General features: G+C 62.3%; 24 protein-coding genes. 2 read left to right on the plus strand and 22 right to left on the minus strand.

Annotated features, from left to right (window positions below):
- Positions 1-13 precede the first annotated feature (13 nt).
- From ccmI to ccmA, 9 genes are read right to left on the minus strand one after another with little or no spacing between them, the layout of a single operon-like run.
- A complete protein-coding gene (gene ccmI / locus HNP49_RS05855) occupies positions 14-1,216 on the minus strand; it encodes a c-type cytochrome biogenesis protein CcmI (protein WP_184681466.1) in 1,203 nt (400 codons plus the stop codon).
- Positions 1,216-1,698 carry a cytochrome c-type biogenesis protein gene (locus tag HNP49_RS05860; protein WP_184681468.1) on the minus strand — a complete coding sequence of 161 codons (483 nt, stop codon included), beginning with the start codon at positions 1,696-1,698 and terminating at the stop codon, positions 1,216-1,218. The genes ccmI and HNP49_RS05860 overlap by 1 nt, the downstream gene beginning before the upstream one ends.
- Complete coding sequence (locus HNP49_RS05865; protein WP_184681470.1) at positions 1,695-2,234, minus strand: DsbE family thiol:disulfide interchange protein; 540 nt, start codon at positions 2,232-2,234, stop codon at positions 1,695-1,697. The genes HNP49_RS05860 and HNP49_RS05865 overlap by 4 nt, the downstream gene beginning before the upstream one ends.
- Entirely contained in the window at positions 2,231-4,204 is a 1,974-nt protein-coding gene (locus HNP49_RS05870) for a heme lyase CcmF/NrfE family subunit (RefSeq protein ID WP_184682501.1), read from the minus strand. Before HNP49_RS05870 ends, HNP49_RS05865 begins: the two co-directional genes overlap by 4 nt.
- A 15-nt stretch (positions 4,205-4,219) precedes the next feature.
- Complete coding sequence (gene ccmE / locus HNP49_RS05875; protein WP_184681472.1) at positions 4,220-4,690, minus strand: cytochrome c maturation protein CcmE; 471 nt, start codon at positions 4,688-4,690, stop codon at positions 4,220-4,222.
- Complete coding sequence (gene ccmD / locus HNP49_RS05880) at positions 4,687-4,863, minus strand: heme exporter protein CcmD (RefSeq protein WP_095939129.1); 177 nt, start codon at positions 4,861-4,863, stop codon at positions 4,687-4,689. The genes ccmE and ccmD overlap by 4 nt, the downstream gene beginning before the upstream one ends.
- The gene (locus tag HNP49_RS05885; RefSeq protein ID WP_184681474.1) at positions 4,863-5,621 is read right to left on the minus strand and encodes a heme ABC transporter permease; all 759 of its coding nucleotides are present in this window, start codon (positions 5,619-5,621) and stop codon (positions 4,863-4,865) included. The genes ccmD and HNP49_RS05885 overlap by 1 nt, the downstream gene beginning before the upstream one ends.
- Positions 5,622-5,637: 16 nt before the next feature.
- A complete protein-coding gene (ccmB, locus tag HNP49_RS05890) occupies positions 5,638-6,309 on the minus strand; it encodes a heme exporter protein CcmB (RefSeq protein ID WP_184681476.1) in 672 nt (223 codons plus the stop codon).
- On the minus strand, positions 6,306-6,950 hold the full coding sequence (gene ccmA / locus HNP49_RS05895) for a cytochrome c biogenesis heme-transporting ATPase CcmA (RefSeq protein ID WP_311772073.1): 645 nt from the start codon (positions 6,948-6,950) through the stop codon (positions 6,306-6,308). The genes ccmB and ccmA overlap by 4 nt, the downstream gene beginning before the upstream one ends.
- Before the next feature lie 172 nt (positions 6,951-7,122).
- Here ccmA and HNP49_RS05900 point away from each other — a divergent pair, with 172 nt between their 5' ends.
- Positions 7,123-8,676, plus strand: coding sequence for a flagellar hook-length control protein FliK (locus tag HNP49_RS05900; RefSeq protein WP_184681481.1), 1,554 nt, complete (start codon positions 7,123-7,125; stop codon positions 8,674-8,676).
- The gene (locus tag HNP49_RS05905; protein ID WP_184681483.1) at positions 8,673-9,011 is read left to right on the plus strand and encodes an EscU/YscU/HrcU family type III secretion system export apparatus switch protein; all 339 of its coding nucleotides are present in this window, start codon (positions 8,673-8,675) and stop codon (positions 9,009-9,011) included. The genes HNP49_RS05900 and HNP49_RS05905 overlap by 4 nt, the downstream gene beginning before the upstream one ends.
- Here HNP49_RS05905 and HNP49_RS05910 read toward each other — a convergent pair.
- From HNP49_RS05910 to fleN, 13 genes are all read right to left on the minus strand, one after another.
- A complete protein-coding gene (locus HNP49_RS05910; protein ID WP_184681485.1) occupies positions 8,971-9,432 on the minus strand; it encodes a rhodanese-like domain-containing protein in 462 nt (153 codons plus the stop codon). The genes HNP49_RS05905 and HNP49_RS05910 overlap by 41 nt on opposite strands.
- 118 nt (positions 9,433-9,550) lie before the next feature.
- Positions 9,551-9,949, minus strand: coding sequence for a DUF2802 domain-containing protein (locus tag HNP49_RS05915; RefSeq protein ID WP_184681488.1), 399 nt, complete (start codon positions 9,947-9,949; stop codon positions 9,551-9,553).
- Positions 9,949-10,428, minus strand: coding sequence for a chemotaxis protein CheW (locus tag HNP49_RS05920; RefSeq protein WP_095939137.1), 480 nt, complete (start codon positions 10,426-10,428; stop codon positions 9,949-9,951). Before HNP49_RS05920 ends, HNP49_RS05915 begins: the two co-directional genes overlap by 1 nt.
- Positions 10,429-10,519: 91 nt before the next feature.
- Positions 10,520-11,422, minus strand: coding sequence for a CheW domain-containing protein (locus HNP49_RS05925; RefSeq protein WP_184681491.1), 903 nt, complete (start codon positions 11,420-11,422; stop codon positions 10,520-10,522).
- 85 nt (positions 11,423-11,507) lie between these two features.
- The gene (locus HNP49_RS05930) at positions 11,508-12,296 is read right to left on the minus strand and encodes a ParA family protein (protein WP_184681494.1); all 789 of its coding nucleotides are present in this window, start codon (positions 12,294-12,296) and stop codon (positions 11,508-11,510) included.
- Positions 12,297-12,345: 49 nt separating this feature from the next.
- Positions 12,346-13,218 (minus strand): flagellar motor protein MotD, encoded by an 873-nt coding sequence (gene motD, locus HNP49_RS05935; protein ID WP_184681496.1) that lies wholly within the window; start codon positions 13,216-13,218, stop codon positions 12,346-12,348.
- Positions 13,219-13,222: 4 nt separating this feature from the next.
- Positions 13,223-13,963, minus strand: coding sequence for a flagellar motor protein (locus HNP49_RS05940; protein ID WP_184681498.1), 741 nt, complete (start codon positions 13,961-13,963; stop codon positions 13,223-13,225).
- Positions 13,963-15,054 carry a chemotaxis response regulator protein-glutamate methylesterase gene (locus HNP49_RS05945; protein WP_184681500.1) on the minus strand — a complete coding sequence of 364 codons (1,092 nt, stop codon included), beginning with the start codon at positions 15,052-15,054 and terminating at the stop codon, positions 13,963-13,965. Before HNP49_RS05945 ends, HNP49_RS05940 begins: the two co-directional genes overlap by 1 nt.
- A gap of 39 nt (positions 15,055-15,093) precedes the next feature.
- Positions 15,094-17,334: a chemotaxis protein CheA gene (locus HNP49_RS05950; RefSeq protein WP_184681501.1), complete on the minus strand. Its 2,241-nt coding sequence runs from the start codon at positions 17,332-17,334 to the stop codon at positions 15,094-15,096.
- A gap of 11 nt (positions 17,335-17,345) precedes the next feature.
- Positions 17,346-18,134, minus strand: a complete 789-nt coding sequence (locus tag HNP49_RS05955; RefSeq protein ID WP_184681503.1) for a protein phosphatase CheZ — start codon at positions 18,132-18,134, stop codon at positions 17,346-17,348.
- A gap of 17 nt (positions 18,135-18,151) precedes the next feature.
- Positions 18,152-18,526 (minus strand): chemotaxis response regulator CheY, encoded by a 375-nt coding sequence (locus HNP49_RS05960; protein ID WP_184681504.1) that lies wholly within the window; start codon positions 18,524-18,526, stop codon positions 18,152-18,154.
- A 78-nt stretch (positions 18,527-18,604) separates the two neighbouring features.
- Positions 18,605-19,336, minus strand: coding sequence for an RNA polymerase sigma factor FliA (gene fliA / locus HNP49_RS05965; protein WP_184681506.1), 732 nt, complete (start codon positions 19,334-19,336; stop codon positions 18,605-18,607).
- Positions 19,333-20,166: a flagellar synthesis regulator FleN gene (gene fleN / locus HNP49_RS05970; protein ID WP_184681507.1), complete on the minus strand. Its 834-nt coding sequence runs from the start codon at positions 20,164-20,166 to the stop codon at positions 19,333-19,335. The genes fliA and fleN overlap by 4 nt, the downstream gene beginning before the upstream one ends.
- Positions 20,167-20,201: the final 35 nt, after the last annotated feature.

The raw sequence follows: 20,201 nt of genomic DNA on the forward strand, positions 1-20,201 counted from the left end.
AGGATGGTGATGGTTAGCGCTGATCGGCTTCGCTGATACGCACGGACTGTTGCTCGGTGCTCTGACTGGAAACCCCGGCACTGCGCCCGATCCATTCGCCAGCCGTGGCATTGCCGGCACGCGACACCCGCGCCACCAGCTGCACCTGGGGGAATTTCGACAGCTTCAGCTGCGGCATCATCGCATCGCTGTCACTCAGGCTCACCTCGACCGGCAGATCGGCGACCGTCAGGCGCTTGACCGCCAGCGGCATGGGCGGGCCGGACAGGGCACGGGCAAAGACGAACACCGCATCACCCGGTTGCACCTTGTCCTTGAGCGCGGCATCCAGCTCGACCCTGACCTTCAGGCTGGCCGCTGCCGGCGCCGGGGCTGCCTCCACGACTGGTGCCGCATCACCCAGCTGCTGACGGGCGCGGGCGATACCACTCTGGATGGCTTCGCGCGATGGGTCTTCGGCCGGCAATGCCGCCACCAGACGTTCCCAGTAACGCACCGCATCGGCATAGCGCCCGGCTTCGTAACCGGCAATACCGAGCAGCCCCAGGCTGGTCACTTCTTCCGGATCGGCCTGCAATGCCTCATCGGTCAGTTGCTGCAGACTCTCGCTCCACTGCTTGTTCTGGGCGAAATACTGCGCCTGCGCCCACTGCCCCAGCAGTGCCGGTTCACGGCCGGCAAGCCGGACCGCTTCGGCAAACGCCTTGGCGGCATCAGCAGCACGTTCCTGCGCCATGTAGGTACGACCGAGGAAATACCAGCCTTCCGGGTCTTCCGGGCGGCTCTTGACGCTCTGCTCCAGACGCTCGGTCATCTCCGACATGCTGCGCGGCGCCATCTGCGCCAGCTCGCGCGTCTGGTTCACCTGCTCCAGGCCACCCCAGTGCAGGTACAGGCCCAGGCCGAGCACCGGTACCAGCAGCGCCGACGCCAGTGGCAGCCACTGACCCAGGCGGCGCTGCACCGCCTCTTCACGCTCGGCATCGGCCAGCAGCTCACGGGCCGCTTCGGCCTGGCCGGCGGCCAACTGCTCAGCGGTCAGGGTGCCGGCGGCCTGCTGCGCCTGCAGCTCAGCCACACGCTCCTGATAAAGAGCCACGTTCAGTGCAGTGCGATCCTCTTCGGCCTGGGCCTTGCGACCACGCAGCAGAGGAACCAACAGAAAGGACATCGCCACCAACAACAACAGGCCGGCGGGCAACCAGAAATCGATCATCACTTCTTATCCAGCAGTTGGTTATCCAGCAGTTGCGCCAGGCGCTCGCGCTCCTCGGCAGACAGTCCAGTGGTAGCGGCACTGGCCGCGCCGCGGCGGCGACGCCAGACGATCACGCCCAGGGTCAGCACGCCAAGGCCCAGCAGTCCCGCCGGGCCGTACCAGAGCAGCAGGGTCTTGCTCGACAACGGCGGGTTGTAGAGGACGAAGTCGCCATAGCGATCAACCAGAAATTCGACGATCTGGGCATTGCTCTTACCCTCGGCGAACATGCGGTAGATCTCGCGGCGCAGGTCCATGGCGATCGGCGCATTGGAGTCGGCGATGTTCTGGTTCTGGCACTTGGGGCAGCGCAGTTCCTCGGTGAGCTGGCGGAAACGCTGACGCTCGCCTTCGTCCTTGAACTCGTAGGTATCGATGGCCGCCAACGCAACGCCGCTGAGGCTGAGGCCCAGCAGCAGGCCACAGAGCAGTTTCTTCACGGCTGCACCTCGTCGAGCAGTGCCTGATAGCGTGGCGCGAGTTCCTCGCGCCACACGCGCTCGTCGATGGCGCCGACATACTTGTGACGAATCACGCCCTCGGCATCGATCAGGAAGGTTTCCGGCGCACCGTAGACGCCCAGGTTGACGCCCAGCGAGCCATCGGCATCCATCACATTGATTGTGTAGGGATCACGGTAATTGGTGAGCCACTGACGGGCCGCCGCGGCATCATCCTTGTAGTTGACGCCATGGATAACCACACCCTGCTGCGCCAGACGATTGAGCATCTGGTGCTCGGCCTTGCAGGTCGGGCACCAGGTGGCCCAGACATTGACCAGCGCCGGGCGCCCCTTGAGGTCATTCTGGGTCAGGGTCCGCTGGGCATCCTTGAGATCCGGCAGGCTGAAGGCCGGCAACGGCTTGTCGATCAGGGCCGAGGGCAACTCGGACGGGTCGAGAAACAGGCCGCGATAGAGAAACACCGCCATGCCGAGAAACACCAGCAATGGCAGCAGCAGGATTGCCCGTTTCATGCAGAAGCTCCATTGAGCGCCAATGCTTCGCGCACGCGCGTTTTCACCTTGACCCGGTAGCGCCGGTCGCACGCCGCCAGCACGCCACCCAGGCCCATCATCAGGCCACCCAGCCAGATCCAGCGCACATAGGCCTTGACGTTCAGACGCACAGCCCAGGCGCCCTGCTCCAGCGGTTCACCCAGCGCGACATACAGATCGCGGGTGAAACCGGCATCGATGCCGGCTTCGGTCATGGGCATGCGCTGTACGGTGTACAGACGCTTCTCCGGGTGCAGCACGGCGATTTCCTCACTGCCCTGTAGCACGCGCACGGTGGCCCGGTCGGAGGTGTAGTTCGGCCCTTCGTGATGCTCGGCACCCTCGAAGACAAAGCGATAGCCGGCCAGCTCAGCCGAATCACCCGGTTCCATGCGCAGGTCGCGCTCGGCACTGAAGTGGCTGACCAGCACGATGCCGATGGCGCACACGGCAATGCCGGCGTGGGCCAGTTGCATGCCCCAGTAACTGGACGAAAGACTGCGCAGCCCCTTGAGCAGGCCCTTGTGGCGGGTCTTGTCGAGAAGGTCGCGTACACCGGCCAGCACCACCCAGGCGGCCAGCAGGAACACCGCGAGCACAGCCCAGTTGAATTCTCCAAACAGCAGGCTGGCGACTACCGCCAGCGCCACGCTGGCCAGCAGCACCGGTGCCAGCATACCCATCAGCCACTTAACGGGGGTGTCCTTCCAGCGCACCAGCAGACCGATCGCCAGCACGGCCATCAGCAGCGCCATCAGCGGCAGGAACAGGGCATTGAAATACGGCGGGCCGACCGACAACTTGGCGCCGGAAAGCGCATCGAGGATAAGCGGGTAGAGGGTGCCCAGCAGGATCATCGCCGCGGTCACCACCAGTACCAGATTGTTGACCAGCAGCCAGGTTTCCCGCGACCACAGGGCAAAACCGACATTGCTCTTGACCACCGGCGCGCGCAGGGCGAACAAAGTCAGTGAGCCACCGACCACTACCAACAGGAAGCCCAGAATGAACACCCCCCGCTCCGGGTCGGCGGCGAAGGCGTGCACCGAGGTCAGCACGCCGGAGCGGACCAGGAAGGTACCCAGCAGACTCAGGGAGAAGGCGGCGATCGCCAGCAGCACGGTCCAGTTCTTGAACACGCCGCGTTTCTCGGTCACCGCCAGCGAGTGGATCAGCGCCGTGCCCACCAGCCAGGGCATGAACGAGGCATTTTCCACCGGGTCCCAGAACCACCAGCCGCCCCAGCCCAGCTCGTAATAGGCCCACCAGGAGCCGAGGGCAATACCGATGCCGAGGAAGGCCCAGGCAATGATGGTCCACGGCCGCGACCAGCGCGCCCAGGCCGCATCCAGACGCCCGCCCAGCAGCGCGGCGATGGCGAAGGCAAAGGCCACGGAGAAGCCGACATAGCCCATGTAGAGCATCGGCGGATGGACGATCAGGCCAAAGTCCTGCAGCAGCGGGTTGAGGTCGCGGCCGTCAGCCGGGGTATCCGGCAGCAGGCGGGCAAAGGGGTTGGAGGTGATGATCAAAAACAGCAGAAAGCCGACGCTGATCATGCCCATGATCGACAGCACACGGGCCAACATCGGCTCCGGCAACTGCCGGGAGAACACCGACACGGCGAAGGTCCAGCCACCGAGAATCAGCGCCCACAGCAGCAGCGAACCCTCGTGGGCACCCCACACCGCGCTGAGCTTGAACATCCATGGCAACGCCGTGTTGGAGTTGCTGGCGACATAGGCGACCGAGAAGTCATCGACCAGAAAGGCCTGACTCAGGCAGACGAAGGAGAACGCCAGCATGGCGAACTGGCCCCAGGCCGCCGGCACACCCAGGCTCATCCACTGACGATCGCCGCGCCAGGCGCCGATCAGCGGCAGGGTCGACTGCACCAGGGCAAAACACAGGGCGAGAATCAGCGCCAGGTGGCCGAGTTCCGGCACCAGAGTGGGGTTCATCACTTACTCTCCCTTGGCCGCGGCGGCCGGTTGGCCATTGGCGTCCAACTGACCGCTTTCCTTCAGGGCCTTGGTCACTTCCGGCGGCATGTAGTTCTCATCGTGCTTGGCCAGCACTTCATCGGCGACCAGCACGCCGTCGGCATTCAGCTTGCCAAGAGCGACGATGCCCTGCTCCTCGCGGAACAGATCAGGCAGGATGCCGCGATAGCGAATGGTCACGTTCTTGGCGAAGTCGGTGACGACGAACTCGACATCCAGCGAGTCGGCCGAACGCTTGATCGAGCCCTTGGCCACCATGCCACCGGCACGGATGCGCGTGTTCTGGGGCGCCTCGCCATTGGCGATCTGAGTCGGGGTGTAGAACAGGTTGATGTTCTCCTGCAGCGCACTGAGCGCCAGCGCCACCGCCGCGCCCACGCCGACCAGAATGGCCAGGACGATATACAGGCGCTTCTTGCGTACCGGATTCACTTCGCTTCCTCCCGGCGCAGACGGCGCGCCTCGTCTTGCAGGTAACGGCGCCGGGCCAGAATCGGCAGCACCACATTCAACGCCAGCACCAGCAGGCTGATGCCGTAGGCCGACCAGACATAAGGACCATGGTTACCCATGGCCAGAAATTCGCCGAACGAAGCAAAACTCATCACTTGCTCCCCGCCTTGACCAGACCTGCGACTTCATCCTTGACCCAGCGTGCCCGCGCCTCGCGGCGCAGCACTTCCAGGCGCATGCGCATCAGCAGCACGGCGCCGAAAAAGCAGTAGAAACCCAGCACCATGATCAGCAGCGGCAGCCACATCTCGGCATTCATGCTGGCCTTGCCGGTAATCTTGAAGGTGGCCGGCTGGTGCAGGGTGTTCCACCACTCCACCGACTTCTGGATGATCGGGATGTTCACCGCGCCCACCAGTGCGAGCACCGCGCAGGCCTTGGCCGCGCTGTCGCGGTTACTGATGGCATTACCCAGGGCGATGATGCCGAAGTAGAGGAACAGCAGAATCAGCATCGAGGTCAGCCGGGCGTCCCAGATCCACCAGGTACCCCAGGTCGGCTTGCCCCAGATGGCCCCGGTGACCAGCGCGATGAAGCACATCCAGGCGCCAATGGGCGCCGCCTGCTGCAGGGCCACGTCGGCCAGCTTCATCTTCCAGATCAGGCCGACCGCACCGGCAATGGCCATCATCAGGTAGCAGGACTGAGCGAGAAACGCCGCCGGTACGTGGATATAGATGATCCGGTAACTGTTGCCCTGATATTTCTCGGGCGGCGCATAGGCCAGCCCCCACACCAGGCCAACGGCCAGCAGCAGCACAGCCGCCACGGCCAACCAGGGCAGCCAGCGGCCGCTCATCTCATAGAACCACTTGGGCGAACCCCACTTGTGAAACCACGTCCAATTCATCTGGGACTTCACTCTTCTATTCGGCCAGGCTGATTTTCAGCCCGGCAGCAATCGCAAAAGGTGTCAGGGTAGCGGTCAACGCCGCCAGGCTGGCCAGCCACAGCAGTTGCCCGGTAGCCGGCAGTCCCTGAAGGGAGGCCTGCAAGGCGCCCGTGCCGAGAATCAGCACCGGGATGTACAGCGGCAGAATCAGCAACGCCAGGAGCAGGCCACCGCGTTTGAGCCCTACCGTCAGTGCCGCGCCGACTGCACCCAGCAGGCTCAGCACCGGCGTTCCCAGCAGCAGCGACAGCAGTAGCACCGGTAGGCAACGCCCCGGCAACCCCAGCATCAGGGCCAGCAGCGGCGCCAGCAGCACCAGCGCCAATCCGGAGAACAGCCAGTGTGCCAGTACCTTGGCCAATACCAGCAGTGGCAGGGGTTGCGGCGAAAGGACGCACTGTTCCAGCGAACCGTCCTCGAAATCACTGCGAAACAGGCCGTCCAGTGACAGCAGTACGGCCAACAGCGCCGCTACCCAGATCAGCCCAGGCGACAGGGTCTGCAGCAGCTGGCTTTCAGGGCCAACCGCCAGCGGAAACAGGGCGATGACAATGGCAAAAAACACCAGCGGGTTGGCCAGTTCAGCCGGTCGCCGGCACAGCAGGCGTGCTTCTCGGGCCAGCAGCAGGGTAAAGAAGTTGCTCATGCGGCCCACTGCCCTAGGTCAAGTTCACGGTAGCTGACCGGTTTGTGCCCCAGGCTGTGGTGGGTGGTGAAGACCACCGAACCGCCCTGCTCGCAATGGCGCGCCAGATGCTGTTCCAGCTGGGCGACCCCTTGCTTGTCGAGCGCGGTGAACGGCTCATCCAGCACCCACAGAGGTGGCGCCGGCAGATACAGGCGGGCCAGCGCCACACGGCGTTGCTGGCCGGCGGACAGGCGGTGACAGGCAACATCCTCATAGCCGCGCAGGCCAACAGCGGCCAGAGCCTGCCAGATGGCATCGCGCTCGACCGGCTGATGCAGGGCGCACAGCCAGGCCAGGTTCTCCTCGGCAGTCAGCAGGCCCTTGACCCCCGGCGCATGACCAATCCACAGCAGGTTGCGGGTCAATTCATGGCGCTGACGCGCCAGCGGCTCGCCGAACAGGCGCAGCTCGCCACTGCTGGGCTCCATCAACCCGGAAATCAGACGCAGCAGGCTGGTCTTGCCACTGCCGTTGGGGCCGACTATCTGCAGCATGTCGCCTTCGGTCAGGCTGAATGCCAGGCCCTCGAACAGCATGCGCCAATCACGCTCACAGGCGAGTGCCACGGCTTCGAGAAGAGGACGACAGGTAGCTGGCACGGCGTTTTGCACTCAAGTCGGATGGGGCACGGCCGCTATACTGAAGCCGCACTCAGGGTGCCGCTCTAGCGCGGTCGAACCAGACAGACCGCTGGCGGCCTATGCTCGGGGCGCGATTATACACAGCGCACTTGTACCGCCGAAGCCGGCATTTTCAACAGGTTGTAACCCGATGACCTCCGAGATCGGCGCCACCCGCCCCTTGCCACCGACCAGTAGCCGCCCGCCCCCCAGCGCTGCGGCCGAACTGGCGATCAAGCTGCTGCAACCCCTGCAGGGCTTGCTGGCCAGCGGCGAACAGGTGCAGGCGGAAGTCATCGCCCTGCGCGAGCAGCAGCAAAGCTTCCAGGTACTGCTGAAGATGACCCTGGCCAATGGCCGCCAGGCCACCCTGCCCGCCACCAGCAACCAGCCTTTGCCCGAAGGTACGCGCCTGACCCTCACCGCCGTCTCCGAACAACGTCTGGCCGCCACCCTGCAGGCTGGACTGGACACGGCACTGACCCGTTTGAACAGCCAGGCCGCGCCGGCCGGCAGCCTAGTTCAGGCCCGGGTGGTTAGCAGCGAGTGGCAGGCCACTGCCAAGAGCGGCCAAAATCTCTATCGGGTGCTGGCCAACCTGCTCACCGGACAACTGGCCGGTCAGCAGATCAAGCTCGACAGCCCGCAACCACTGCCCATTGGCAGCCTGCTCAGCGCACGGGTGATCGACAGCCAGACCCTGCAGTTCCTGCCACCCAGCGCCCAGCTCGACAGCCTGGAAATCCAGCAGCAACTCCATCAGCAACAAAGCCGGCAGAGCTCGCTGGAGGCGCTGCTGAAACCTCTGAGCGATCTGATCTCCGGCAACAAGCTGACGCCGGAACTGCAAAAAACTGCCAGCCAGCTGCTCAATCAGTTGCCCGACTTCAAACAGCTGCAGAGCCCGGAGCAATTGAGCAAAGCCATGGCCGGGAGCGGCAGCTTTTTCGAAGCGCACCTGCTAAGCCCTAATGCCCAGCAGAGCCTGCCCCAGGACCTGAAAGGCAACCTGCTGCGCCTAATCGCTCAACTGCTGCCGCAATTGCCGGCGGGATCGCCTCTAAGCAGCCCGCTGGGCGCCAATCTCAGCGCCAGCCTGCTGACCCAGGCCCTACCCAGCCTGCTGCGCGGCATGCTGAGTGGCGTAACCCCTGGTAAAGCCAGCCCCGCTGGTTTTCCGCTACCGGCCAGGCTACTGACGCAAGGCAACGAGGACGCCGACCTGGAAGCATTGCTCAAGCTTGCCGCCGCAGCCGTCTCCCGCCTGCAGACGCACCAGCTGTCCAGCCTTGGACAAAGCCAGACGCTGGCCGATGGCACCCAGCTGACCACCTGGCAGATGGAAATTCCGCTACGCCAGGCCGAGGGTTTCACCAGCCTGCAAGTGAAGATCGAACAGGAACAGAGCCCGGCACAACAGAAGAACGGTCAACCCCAGACACTCTGGCGGATTGATCTGGCCTTCAACCTGGAACCCCTGGGCGCCCTGCAGGTACAGGCACAACTGCTGCGCGGCTGCTTCAGCAGCCAGCTATGGGCCGAACGCGCCAGTACCGCACAGCTGGCCTGCGCCGAACTGCCCTGGCTGCGTGAGCGCATCAGCGCAGCCGGTTTCAGTGTGGGCGAACTGGGATGCCAGCAAGGCATGCCGCCACAAGGGCCGCGAACTCAACTGCAGCAACGCTGGATCGACGAGAAAGCATGAGCAAGCATCCCAACCGCCAGGCCATTGCCCTGCAATATGACGGCAGCAACGCCCCCAGCCTGACCGCCAAGGGCGATGACGAACTGGCCGAGGCGATCCTCGCCCTGGCCCGCGAGCATGAAGTACCAATCTACGAGAATGCCGATCTGGTCAAACTGCTGGCCCGCCTGGAGCTGGGCGATGCCATTCCCGAAGCCCTGTACCGCTGCATTGCCGAGATCATCGCCTTCGCCTGGCACCTCAGGGGCAAATGCCCGCCAGGCTTCACTCCCGCCGAAAGCGGCGAAAAAGATGTCACTCCAGACCTGCCACGGCTGGCGCCGCCAACGTCCTGAAAGCCACCTGTTCGCCTTTCAGACCACGACCCTGCGGCATGTCCAGCAACTGCCAGGCAAAGAAACCCTCGCGGTAGTAATAGACCTGCGTATAGCCCCAGCCGACCAGCATCTGCGCAGCCAGCGCACTGCGCGGGCACACCTCGCTGTCGCAGTAGACCACCAGTGGCACCTGACGCGGCCAGGCCTGATTGCCCATTTCGGCAAAGTTGCCCGCCAGGTCCAGATGCACGGCGCCCCAGACATGCCCCCAGGACCATTGGCGGGTCGGCCGCACATCGACAAACACCGCTCCCAGCTCATGTAGACGCTTGGCCTGCGCACTATTGACCGTCATCGCGCCCGTCACCTCGACAGGCGCCTCGGCGGCGTGCAACGAACTCATTACCAGCACCAGCAATAACCCACAGAAGCGCAGCATGATCCAGCCCTCCCTGCCTCTGTTTTGAGCTTAGGCAAGGCGTCAGGCGGGGCTTGGAACCATTAGCAGGAGGACAACGCCTGTTAAGAGCGCGCAGCACTATTAACGACGATAGAGATCACGCTTTGCGTGCTTGATGCAGTCGGCTGACCAATTCAGCCTCGGCCTTGGTCAGGCCGCAGGAATGCGTCAGATCATCGACGCTGGCACCCATGCCGACCAGCCGGGCGGCCTGGGTGAAGGATAACGAAGTAGGATCGCGCTGTTCGATCTGACTGAGCTTGTCCGGCAGCGGCGCCACCACACGACGCAGCTCGTGCAGTTCTTCGCCCATGCGGATGCTGCCGGTCAGGTAAGCATCCAGACGCCGGGACAGCTCTTTCAGGCGCTGATCATAGGCCGCAGCCCGCTCGGCCTGCAGCGTCGCCTGCTCACGCAGGCGCCCTGCCAGCCACACGCAGGCGCCGATCAGACCGACACAGGTCAGCCCCAGCAGGCCCAACGCCATCTCGATCATCAGATGCCGTCCAGCTCAGACCACTCTTCTTCGCTCATCATCTTGTCCAGCTCGACCAGAATGAGCAGCTCGCCATTCTTATTGCAGACGCCCTGAATGAACTTGGCAGACTCGTCGTTGCCCACGTTCGGCGCGGTCTCCACCTCGGACTGCCGCAGGTAGACCACTTCGGCCACACTATCGACCAGAATGCCGACCACCTGCTTGTCCGCCTCGATGATCACGATGCGGGTGTTGTCGGTTACCGGTGCCGGCATCAGACCAAAGCGCTGACGGGTATCGATCACCGTGACCACATTGCCACGCAGGTTGATGATGCCCAGCACGTAGCTGGGCGCACCCGGCACCGGCGCAATCTCGGTGTAGCGCAGCACTTCCTGCACCTGCATCACGTTGATGCCATAGGTTTCGTTATCCAGTCGGAACGTCACCCACTGCAGAATCGGATCTTCGGAACCTTGTGCAGAAGACTTTTTCATTGTTCCCTCGCCTCGTCAAAACCACCAATGGCGGCAAATACGGGTCTACCCGCTTGTTATCACTATAGAAGCCCAATTCTGATTGGGCTCGTCAAACCTTTGTCTTGCGCCGGTCGCTGGCCGTAATCAACTCGGCTAAAGCCGAGACATCCAACAACGCACACATGTGCTCGATGACCGTGCCCGCCAGCCAGGGGCGCTGAGTTCGCAGGATGCGCCACTTGACCTCGCGCGGATCGAGGCGGATCGAACGGCTGACCTGATGCACCGCCAGTCCCCACTCGCATCCCTCGATGGAAATCACATACTGCAGGCCTTCACGGCACTCGTCACGATAGCGCTCCGGCATCACCCAGCGCGCCGTATCGATGACCTTGAGGTTGCCACTCTGGCCCGGCAGGATACCGAGAAACCAGTCCGGCTGACCAAACAGGGGCGTCAATTCCTGGCCCGCCAGCGGGTAGATGGTACCCAGGCAAATCAGAGGCACTGCCAGGGTCAGGCCTGCCACATCGAACAGCAGGCACTCGAAAGACTCATCCGCCCAGTTCGGTCGCTCCACCCAGGGAGCACTGGCTGCCGGCACTGCCTCCTCGACAACGGCAACCACCGGCGCTGGAGGCTCAACCACGGGCTCGATCACCGCAGGCACAGCCTCAGCCACGACCAGTGGCTCAACCACCGGCAGTAGGCTGGGCAACAGCGAGGGCAAACCAAGCTCGCTTTTCAGCGGCGCCACCAGACGCTCCGTCAGAGGAACTACTTGTGCCGACGGTTGTGGCTGACGGCGCGCATCGCGCACCTCCTCTTCCAGCACCGCCGCGGCAAAATCATCCAGAGCCGCATCATCAGCACCAGTAGAAACAGGCGCGACCGTTTCAACCACAAAGGCCTCGGTAGCTTCCAGCTCGCTGGCAGCATCCTGCAACAACGCATCCAGATAGCTCTGCAGAGCCAGCTGGGAGCGGGTATTGAGGCGCTGGGGACGATTCATCGAGACAACCTTTTGGCGATGGCTGTGCAACCTATCGGCTGCAGGCATCGGCAACTTGAGGGCAAGAGCGCAACAATGCAGGCCATCACGCCACCTGAGTAGTCGGCTGATGACTGAGCAAATGCTTGAGCAAGGCCCGGTAGGCAATTACCCCGCGGCTGTTGCCATCGAACTGCGACGGCGTCAGCCCGGCCCGACTGGCATCGCGCAGACGCGTGTCGACCGGCACATAGGCCTGCCACAGCTGCTCGGGATAGGTGTTGCGCAACAGACGCAGGGTCGTCATCGACGCCTGGGTGCGGCGGTCAAACAGGGTCGGCACTATGGTGTAGGGTAAGGCCTGCTTGCGCGAGCGGTTGATCATGGTCAGGGTATTGGTCATCCGTTCCAGGCCCTTGACCGCCAGAAACTCGGTCTGCACCGGGATCACCAGCTGCTGACTGGCCGCCAGCGCGTTGACCATCAGCACGCCCAGCAGGGGCGGACTGTCGATAATGGCGTGATCGAACTGGTTCCACAGTTGCGCCAGGCTTTTGGCGATAACCAGCCCCAGGCCGTTCTGACCGGGTGACTGGCGCTCCAGAGTTGCCAATGCGGTGCTGGATGGCAACAAGGCTATGCGCTCGTCACTGGTGGGCAGCAGCAGGCGCTGCGGCAGACCGCGCGGCACATTGCCCTGCTGCAGAAAGAGGTCGTAGGTACTGTGCTCCAGGGCATCCGGATCGTGGCCGAAGTAGCTGGTCATCGAACCATGGGGGTCAAGATCGACTACCACCACGCGCTTGCCGGCATCGGCCAACAGGCCCGCCAAGGCAATCGACGTGGTGGTCTTGCCGACACCACCTTTCTGATTCGCAACAGCCCACACTCTCATGGTCATGATCCTCTCGGCGGCGGCCTGGTTTGCCGAGACACTCGGCCAGTCAATTGGCCGGAGGCAAAGAATTGACGGCGCCCTCAGGCTGCGCCGGTAGTTGGGGTGTTTCTGCAGGTTGCGTGCCAGCCCGCTGCAATGCGGCATCCGGCTTGGCATGGGCGCTGCCCACACCACTCACGCTACGGCGTATTTCCAGATTACGCGAAACCACCAGCACCACACGTCGATTACGCCCACGCCCCTCGGCACTGTCATTCTCGGCAATCGGCTGGAACTCGCCATACCCTACCGCCGCCATGCGCCCGGGCCTCACGCCATCCAACGCCAACATTCTGACAATGCTCGCTGCCCGCGCCGTCGACAACTCCCAGTTGCTCGGATAAGGACCGGCACTGATCGGGACGTTATCGGTAAACCCCTCAACGTGAATCGGGTTCTCGTAGGGCGCAAGGATGGCCGCAATCTTCTCGATAATGGCAAAGGCCCCCTCGCTGGGCACCGCATCGCCACTGGAGAACAGCAAGCTGGAGTTCAGCTCGATCTCAACCCATAGCTCGTTGCCGCGCACGGTCAACTGATTGGACTTGATCAGATCACCGAATGACTGGCGCACACTCAAGGCAATCTGGTTCAGCGAGTCGGTAGCGCCGGTGCTCTCCTCGCCTTCCGGGGCGGCATCCAGATCGGGCGAGAGCGTACGAGGGGCTTCTTCGCCAATGGCAATGGGCTTGGTCGAGCGCTCCGGCTGATTGAACACGCCGACCAAGGTATCGGACAGGACCTTGTACTTGCCCTCGTTGACCGAGGAGATGGAATACATCACGACAAAGAAAGCAAACAGCAGGGTAATGAAGTCGGCATAAGACACCAGCCAACGCTCATGATTCTCATGCTCTTCGTGACGCCGACGCCGACTCACCGCCCTACTCCACGAAGCCTTGCAGCTTCATCTCGATGGCGCGCGGATTTTCCCCTTCGGCGATGGACAGGATGCCTTCGAGCAGCATCTCGCGGTAACGCGAATGTTGCAGCACCAAGGTCTTGAGCTTATTGCCTATCGGTAGCAACAGCAGGTTGGCGAAGCTCACCCCGTAGATGGTGGCCACAAAGGCCACCGCGATGCCACTGCCAAGCTGACTGGGATCGGCCAGGTTGCCCATGACATGAATCAGCCCCATCACCGCGCCGATGATGCCAATGGTCGGCGCATAGCCGCCCATGCTTTCGAACATCTTGGCCGCCTGCAGATCACGACTTTCCTGGGTATACAGATCGACTTCGAGAATGCTGCGAATGGCCTCTGGCTCGGCACCGTCGACCAGCAGCTGCAGACCCTTGCGCGCGTAGGGGTCAGCCTCGCCATCGGCAATCGACTCCAGCCCGAGCAGGCCTTCCTTGCGCGCCTTCATGCTCCAGGTCACCACCTGATTGATACCACCGAGCATGTCGATAGCCGGAGGCAGGATGATCCAGCGCAAAATCACCGCCGCCCGTTTCAGGGCCGGCAATGGCGTTTGCAGAAATGCGGCGCCCAGCGTGCCACCGATCACGATCAGTGCTGCTGGGCCGTTGAGCAGAGCTCCCGCGTGACCACCTTCGAGATAATTCCCACCGATAATGGCAATGAACGCCAGAATGACGCCGATGAGACTCAGTACATCCATCAGTTACAGGCCTCGGCCAGATGGCGACCGATATCGTCGAGAGGGTACACAGCATCGGCCAGGTTGGCTTTGACCACGGCCATCGGCATGCCATAGATCACACAACTGGCCTCATCCTGCGCCCAGACCTGACTGCCAGCATCCTTGAGCATCCGGGCACCGTCGCGGCCATCTGCCCCCATGCCCGTCAGCACCACGGCCAGCACCTTGTCAGCATAAGCCTTGGCTGCCGAACCAAAGGTGATGTCGACGCAGGGCTTGTAGTTGAGACGCTCATCGCCCGGCAGAATTTTGATCTGTCCACGACCATCGATCATCATCTGCTTGCCACCTGGTGCCAGCAACGCCACGCCGGGACGCAGCAGGTCTCCATCTTCCGCTTCCTTGACGCTGATCCGGCACAGGCTGTTCAAACGTTCGGCAAATGCCTTGGTGAAGGCCGCCGGCATATGCTGAATCAGCACGATCGGCGCCGGGAAATTGGCCGGCAACTGGGTCAGGACACGCTGCAGTGCCACCGGCCCCCCCGTGGAAGTGCCAATCGCCACCAGCCGATACGCTTTGCGCCGTACTGGCGCCGAAGTAGGCGTAATAGCGGGCGCTCGCGGCGCTGGTGCTGGCGCCACTGAGGCTGAGGTCGGGGCGGATACGGGCGCGGCGGCAGGCGACGGGCTGAAACTCGTGCTGCGACGGTTGCTGCGGGCGATGGAAAGAATCTTTTCGCACAACAATTGCTTGACCTTGGCCGGGTTGCGCGAGATGTCCTCGAAGTTCTTCGGCAGAAAGTCGACGGCACCGGCATCCAGCGCGTCCAGGGTCACCCGCGCGCCCTCATGGGTCAGCGAGGAAAACATCAGAACCGGAGTCGGGCAACGCTGCATGATGTTACGTACGGCCGTGATGCCATCCATCATTGGCATCTCGTAGTCCATGGTAATCACGTCCGGCTTGAGCGCCATCGCCTGATCGATCGCCTCGCGGCCATTGGTGGCAGTGCCTATCACCTCGATGCCACTGTCGGACGAGAGGATTTCCGAAACGCGGCGGCGAAAGAAGCCCGAATCGTCCACCACCAGCACTTTTACTGCCATACAGACTCCTCATCGCCAGCCAACAGTGGCTGGCGCTTTTCAACCACGCCGCGCGTAGCGTTTCAGCATGCTGGGTACATCGAGAATCAGGGCAATACGGCCATCGCCGGTGATGGTCGCCCCCGCCATGCCGGGCGTACCTTGCAGTTTCTTGCCCAACGGTTTGATCACCACTTCTTCCTGGCCTACCAACTGGTCGACCACAAAGCCGATGCGCTGGGTACCAACCGAGAGGATCACAACATGCCCCTCGCCCCGCTCGTCGTAAGCGGCATTGGGCACCAGCCAGCGCTTGAGATAGAACAGCGGTAGCGCCTTGTCGCGCACGATCACTACTTCCTGCCCATCGACCACGTTGGTTCTGGACAGATCGAGGTGGAAGATCTCGTTGACGTTGACCAACGGGAAAGCGAAAGCCTGGTTGGCCAGCATGACCATCAGGGTCGGCATGATCGCAAGGGTCAGAGGCACCTTGATGATGATCTTCGAACCCTGGCCCTTGACCGAATAGACGTTGACCGTACCGTTGAGCTGGGAAATCTTGGTCTTGACCACATCCATGCCCACACCACGACCCGACACGTCGGAAATTTCCGTCTTGGTCGAGAAGCCGGGGGCAAAAATCAGGTTGTAGCATTCCAGTTCGTTGAGGCGATCCGCCGCGTCCTTGTCCAGCAGGCCCTTTTCCACGGCCTTGGCCCGCAGCACATCGGCATCCATCCCCTTGCCGTCGTCGGATATCGACAGGAGGATGTGATCGCCTTCCTGCTCGGCGGACAGCACGACCTTACCGGCACGCGGTTTGCCAGCCGCTTCGCGCTCTTCCGGGGTTTCCACGCCATGGTCGACGGCATTGCGCACCAGGTGCACCAGCGGGTCAGCCAGAGCCTCAACCAGGTTCTTGTCGAGGTCGGTTTCTTCACCGACCAGCTCCAGGTTGATTTCCTTCTTGAGGTTGCGCGCCAAGTCGCGCACCAGTCGCGGGAAACGCCCGAAGACTTTCTTGATCGGCTGCATCCGCGTCTTCATCACCGCGGTCTGCAGATCGGCAGTCACCACATCAAGGTTGGAAACGGCCTTGGACATTGCCTCATCGCCGCTGTTGAGGCCCAGACGCACCAGACGGTTACGCACCAGCACCAGCTCGCCGACCATGTTCATGATCTCGTCGAGACGCGCGGTATCCACCCGGACTGTGGTTTCGGCTTCACTGGCGGCACTGGCCTTGTCGCCAGAGGCTGCCGGTGTTGCGGCGGCACGGGCCGGCGCAGAGACAGGAGCCGGGGCGGCAGGAGCAGCCGCCGGCGCTTTGGGTTCAATCCGCGCCACGCTCTCTTCAGCAATAGGAGCGCTGCTAGAAACTGTCGGTACAGAAGCGGCGGGCTCATCGGGCGCGACAAACTTGCCCTTGCCGTGCAACTGATCAAGCAATGCCTCGAATTCGTCGTCAGTAATATGCTCGTCCGAGGCGGATGCAGGCGCCGAACTGGCACTCGGCTCCGCGGCGGCGGCAACAAACTTGCCCTTGCCGTGCAACTGATCGAGCAGCGCCTCGAATTCCGAGTCGCTGATTTCGTCGCCTCCACCCGCGACTACAGGCGCTGGCTCGGCGACCACAGGCGCGGTGGCGAACTTGCCAGGGCCATGCAGATCATCGAGCAGCTTCTCGAACTCGTCGTCACTGATTTCATCGCTGGCAACGCTGCTGACGGGCGCTTCGGTCGGGCTGGTGTCAGCGGGGCCTAGGGCATCAAGCAGCTGTTCGAACTCGCTATCGGTGATATCCCCCGAAGCCGCGACGGAACTGACGGTCTCAGCGACAACGGCAACCGGCTCTGCTACCGCGGCTGGGGCTGGGGCGGCAGCAGGTGGCGCACTGGGGGCCGCGCTCTGCGGTTCGGCCAGTCGCGCCAGGGCCTGCAACAGCTCCGGCGAGGCGGGGATCGGCTCGGCGCGCTCACGCACCTGACTGAACATTTCATTGACGGTATCCAGTGCCTGCAGCACCACATCCATCAGCTCCGCATCGACGCGGCGGGCGCCCTTGCGCAAGATGTCGAACACATTCTCGGCAATATGGCAGCACTCAACCAGAGCATTGAGTTGGAGGAAGCCTGCCCCACCCTTGACGGTGTGGAAGCCCCGGAAGATGGCGTTGAGCAGATCCATATCATCGGGCCGGCTTTCCAGCTCAACCAGTTGCTCGGATAACAGCTCAAGAATCTCGCCGGCCTCTACCAGGAAGTCCTGGAGAATTTCCTCATCGGCGTCGAAGCTCATGTAGGTGCTCCTTAGAAGCCCAGACTGGACAGCAGATCATCGACGTCGACCTGTCCGGAAACGACATCATCACGCTTATCGGCATGCATCTGCGGACCTTCACCCCGGGAAGAATCTTTTTGTTGTTCGGCTTCGGCCTTGATCTCGGCCTGATCATGTTCGATGCCGGCAAAGCGGTCGACATGACTGGCCATCATCACCAGCTTGACCAGGTTGCTCTCCACCTCGGTCACCAACGCGGTCACGCGTTTAATCACCTGACCGGTGAGATCCTGGAAGTCCTGCGCCAAGAGGATGTCATTCAGGTAGCTGGACAGCTGGCTGCTGTCCTGGTCGACCCGACCGAGAAAGCTGTCGACCTTCTTGGCCAGATCGCGGAAGCCATCGGCATTGATTTCGCGGCGCATGAAGCGCGCCCACTCTTCCCGAAGCTGCAGGGCCTCATCGGAGAGACCATTGACCAGCGGCGCGCTCAGCTCGACCAGATCCATGGTGCGATTGGCCGCTTTTTCGGTCATCTCCACCACATAGTTGAGGCGGTGGGTCGCATCGTTGATCTGCGACATCTCCTGGGCATGCTTGCCGTGGATGTCGATCTGGAAGTTGACAATGGCGTTGTGCAGCTCACGGGTCAGCTTGCCCACTTCCTGGTACAAGCCGCGATCACGCACCTGATTGAGTTCGTAGATGACCTGAATCGCTTCGGCGAAGTTGCCGTGCTCCAGGCTGTCCACCAGCTTGTTGGCGTGATCTTTCAGGGTCGACTCAAGTTCGCCCTGCGAAGATTCGTTTTGCTCCATAGCATCCTCGAGGCTGATCAGCCATTGACCCGCTCAAAGATCTTGTCGATCTTTTCCTTGAGCACCTGGGCCGTAAAGGGTTTGACCACGTAGCCATTCACCCCGGCTTGGGCCGCCTCGATAATCTGGTCGCGCTTGGCTTCGGCAGTCACCATCAGCACCGGCAGGCTCTTCAGGCGCTCATCGGCGCGCACCGCGCGCAGCAGGTCGATGCCGGTCATACCGGGCATGTTCCAGTCGGTGACGAGGAAGTCAAAGCTGCCACTCTGCAGCATCGGCAACGCCGTGGTGCCGTCATCGGCCTCCGACGTATTGGTAAAGCCCAGATCACGCAACAGGTTCTTGATGATCCGTCTCATCGTCGAGAAATCGTCCACGATGAGGATTTTCATGTTCTTGTCCAAGTCGACCTCCGTACAGTCTCAAACGCTTCCCTGAGGAAACGCCGTCAATTCTTGATCGGCCTTATCTCAGCCTAGACGCCAGTCCGCCAGTCGTGCACGCAATCTTGCCGCGCATTGACTGTGCAACTGACTCACTCGGGACTCACTGACACCGAGCACCGCACCGATTTCCTTCAGATTCAGCTCTTCGTCGTAGTACAACGCCAGGACCAGACGCTCGCGCTCCGGCAACTGGGCGATGGCCTCGGCCAGCGCCTGCTGGAACCGTTCATCCTCCAGACCGTGCGCAGGCTCCCCCTGATGGCTGGCATCGTCGTGTTCGCCGTCCTGCAACAAGTCATCAAAACTAAACAGGCGGCTGCCCTGAGTGTCGTTGAGAATGCCGTAGTATTCCTCGAGACTCAATTCAAGTTCGGCCGCAACCTCTTGATCTTTAGCGTCTCTGCCTAATCTGGCCTCAACGGTACGAATCGCCTCGCTGACCATGCGGCTGTTGCGGTGCACCGAACGCGGTGCCCAATCGCCTTTGCGCACCTCGTCCAGCATGGCGCCACGGATGCGGATGCCGGCGTAGGTTTCGAAGCTGGCGCCCTTGCTGGCGTCATATTTCTTTGCGGCCTCCAGCAGCCCGATCATCCCGGCCTGCATCAGGTCTTCGACCTGCACGTTGGCCGGCAAGCGGGCCAGCAGATGATAGGCAATGCGCTTGACCAACGGGCCATGACGCTCGATCAACATCTGCTGTGATTCTTGGGCTTGCGCCTTGCTGTACATACGGAGTCCGCTGGCTGCTGTCATATCGAACTTCCCGCAACCGGCTGCTGCACCAGGCGTTCGACGAAGAATTCCAGGTGGCCGCGCGGGTTGGCTGGCAGGGGCCAGCTATCCACCTTCTGCGCCACCGCCTTGAAGGCCAGGGAACACTTCGAGCGGGGGAAAGCTTCGTAAACCGCTCGCTGCTTCTGCACGGCCTTGCGCACGGACTCGTCGTAGGGAATCGCGCCAACGTACTGCAGGGCCACATCGAGGAAGCGATCAGTCACCTTGGTCAGCTTAGCAAAGAGGTTGCGACCTTCCTGCGGCGAGTGCGCCATGTTGGCCAGCACGCGGAAGCGGTTGACGCCGAAATCGCGGTTGAGCAGTTTGATCAGCGCATAGGCGTCGGTGATCGATGTGGGCTCGTCGCACACCACCACCAGCACTTCCTGAGCGGCTCGGACGAAACTGACCACACCATCGCCGATGCCGGCGGCGGTATCGATGATCAGCACATCGAGGTTCTCGCTGATCTCGCTGAAGGCCTGGATCAAGCCGGCATGCTGCATCGGCGACAGGTGCACCATGCTCTGCGTGCCGGACGCGGCCGGCACGATACGGATGCCGCCGGGGCCCTGCAGCAGCACATCCTTGATGTCGCACTCGCCACTGATCACGTCAGCCAGCGTGCGCTTGGGCGTCAGCCCGAGCAGCACGTCGACGTTGGCCAGGCCAAGGTCGGCATCCATGAGCATGACGCGCCGACCAAGATCCGCCAATGCCAGTGACAGATTCACCGACACATTGGTCTTGCCGACGCCACCCTTGCCGCCGGTTACAGCAATCACCTGTACGGGGTGCATGCTTGCCATTGATTCTTACACCTTGTCTTTCATTATCGGGCCAG

Origin of the sequence: Pseudomonas fluvialis (assembly GCF_014207935.1) — a bacterium.
Classification (GTDB): domain Bacteria; phylum Pseudomonadota; class Gammaproteobacteria; order Pseudomonadales; family Pseudomonadaceae; genus Aquipseudomonas; species Aquipseudomonas fluvialis_A.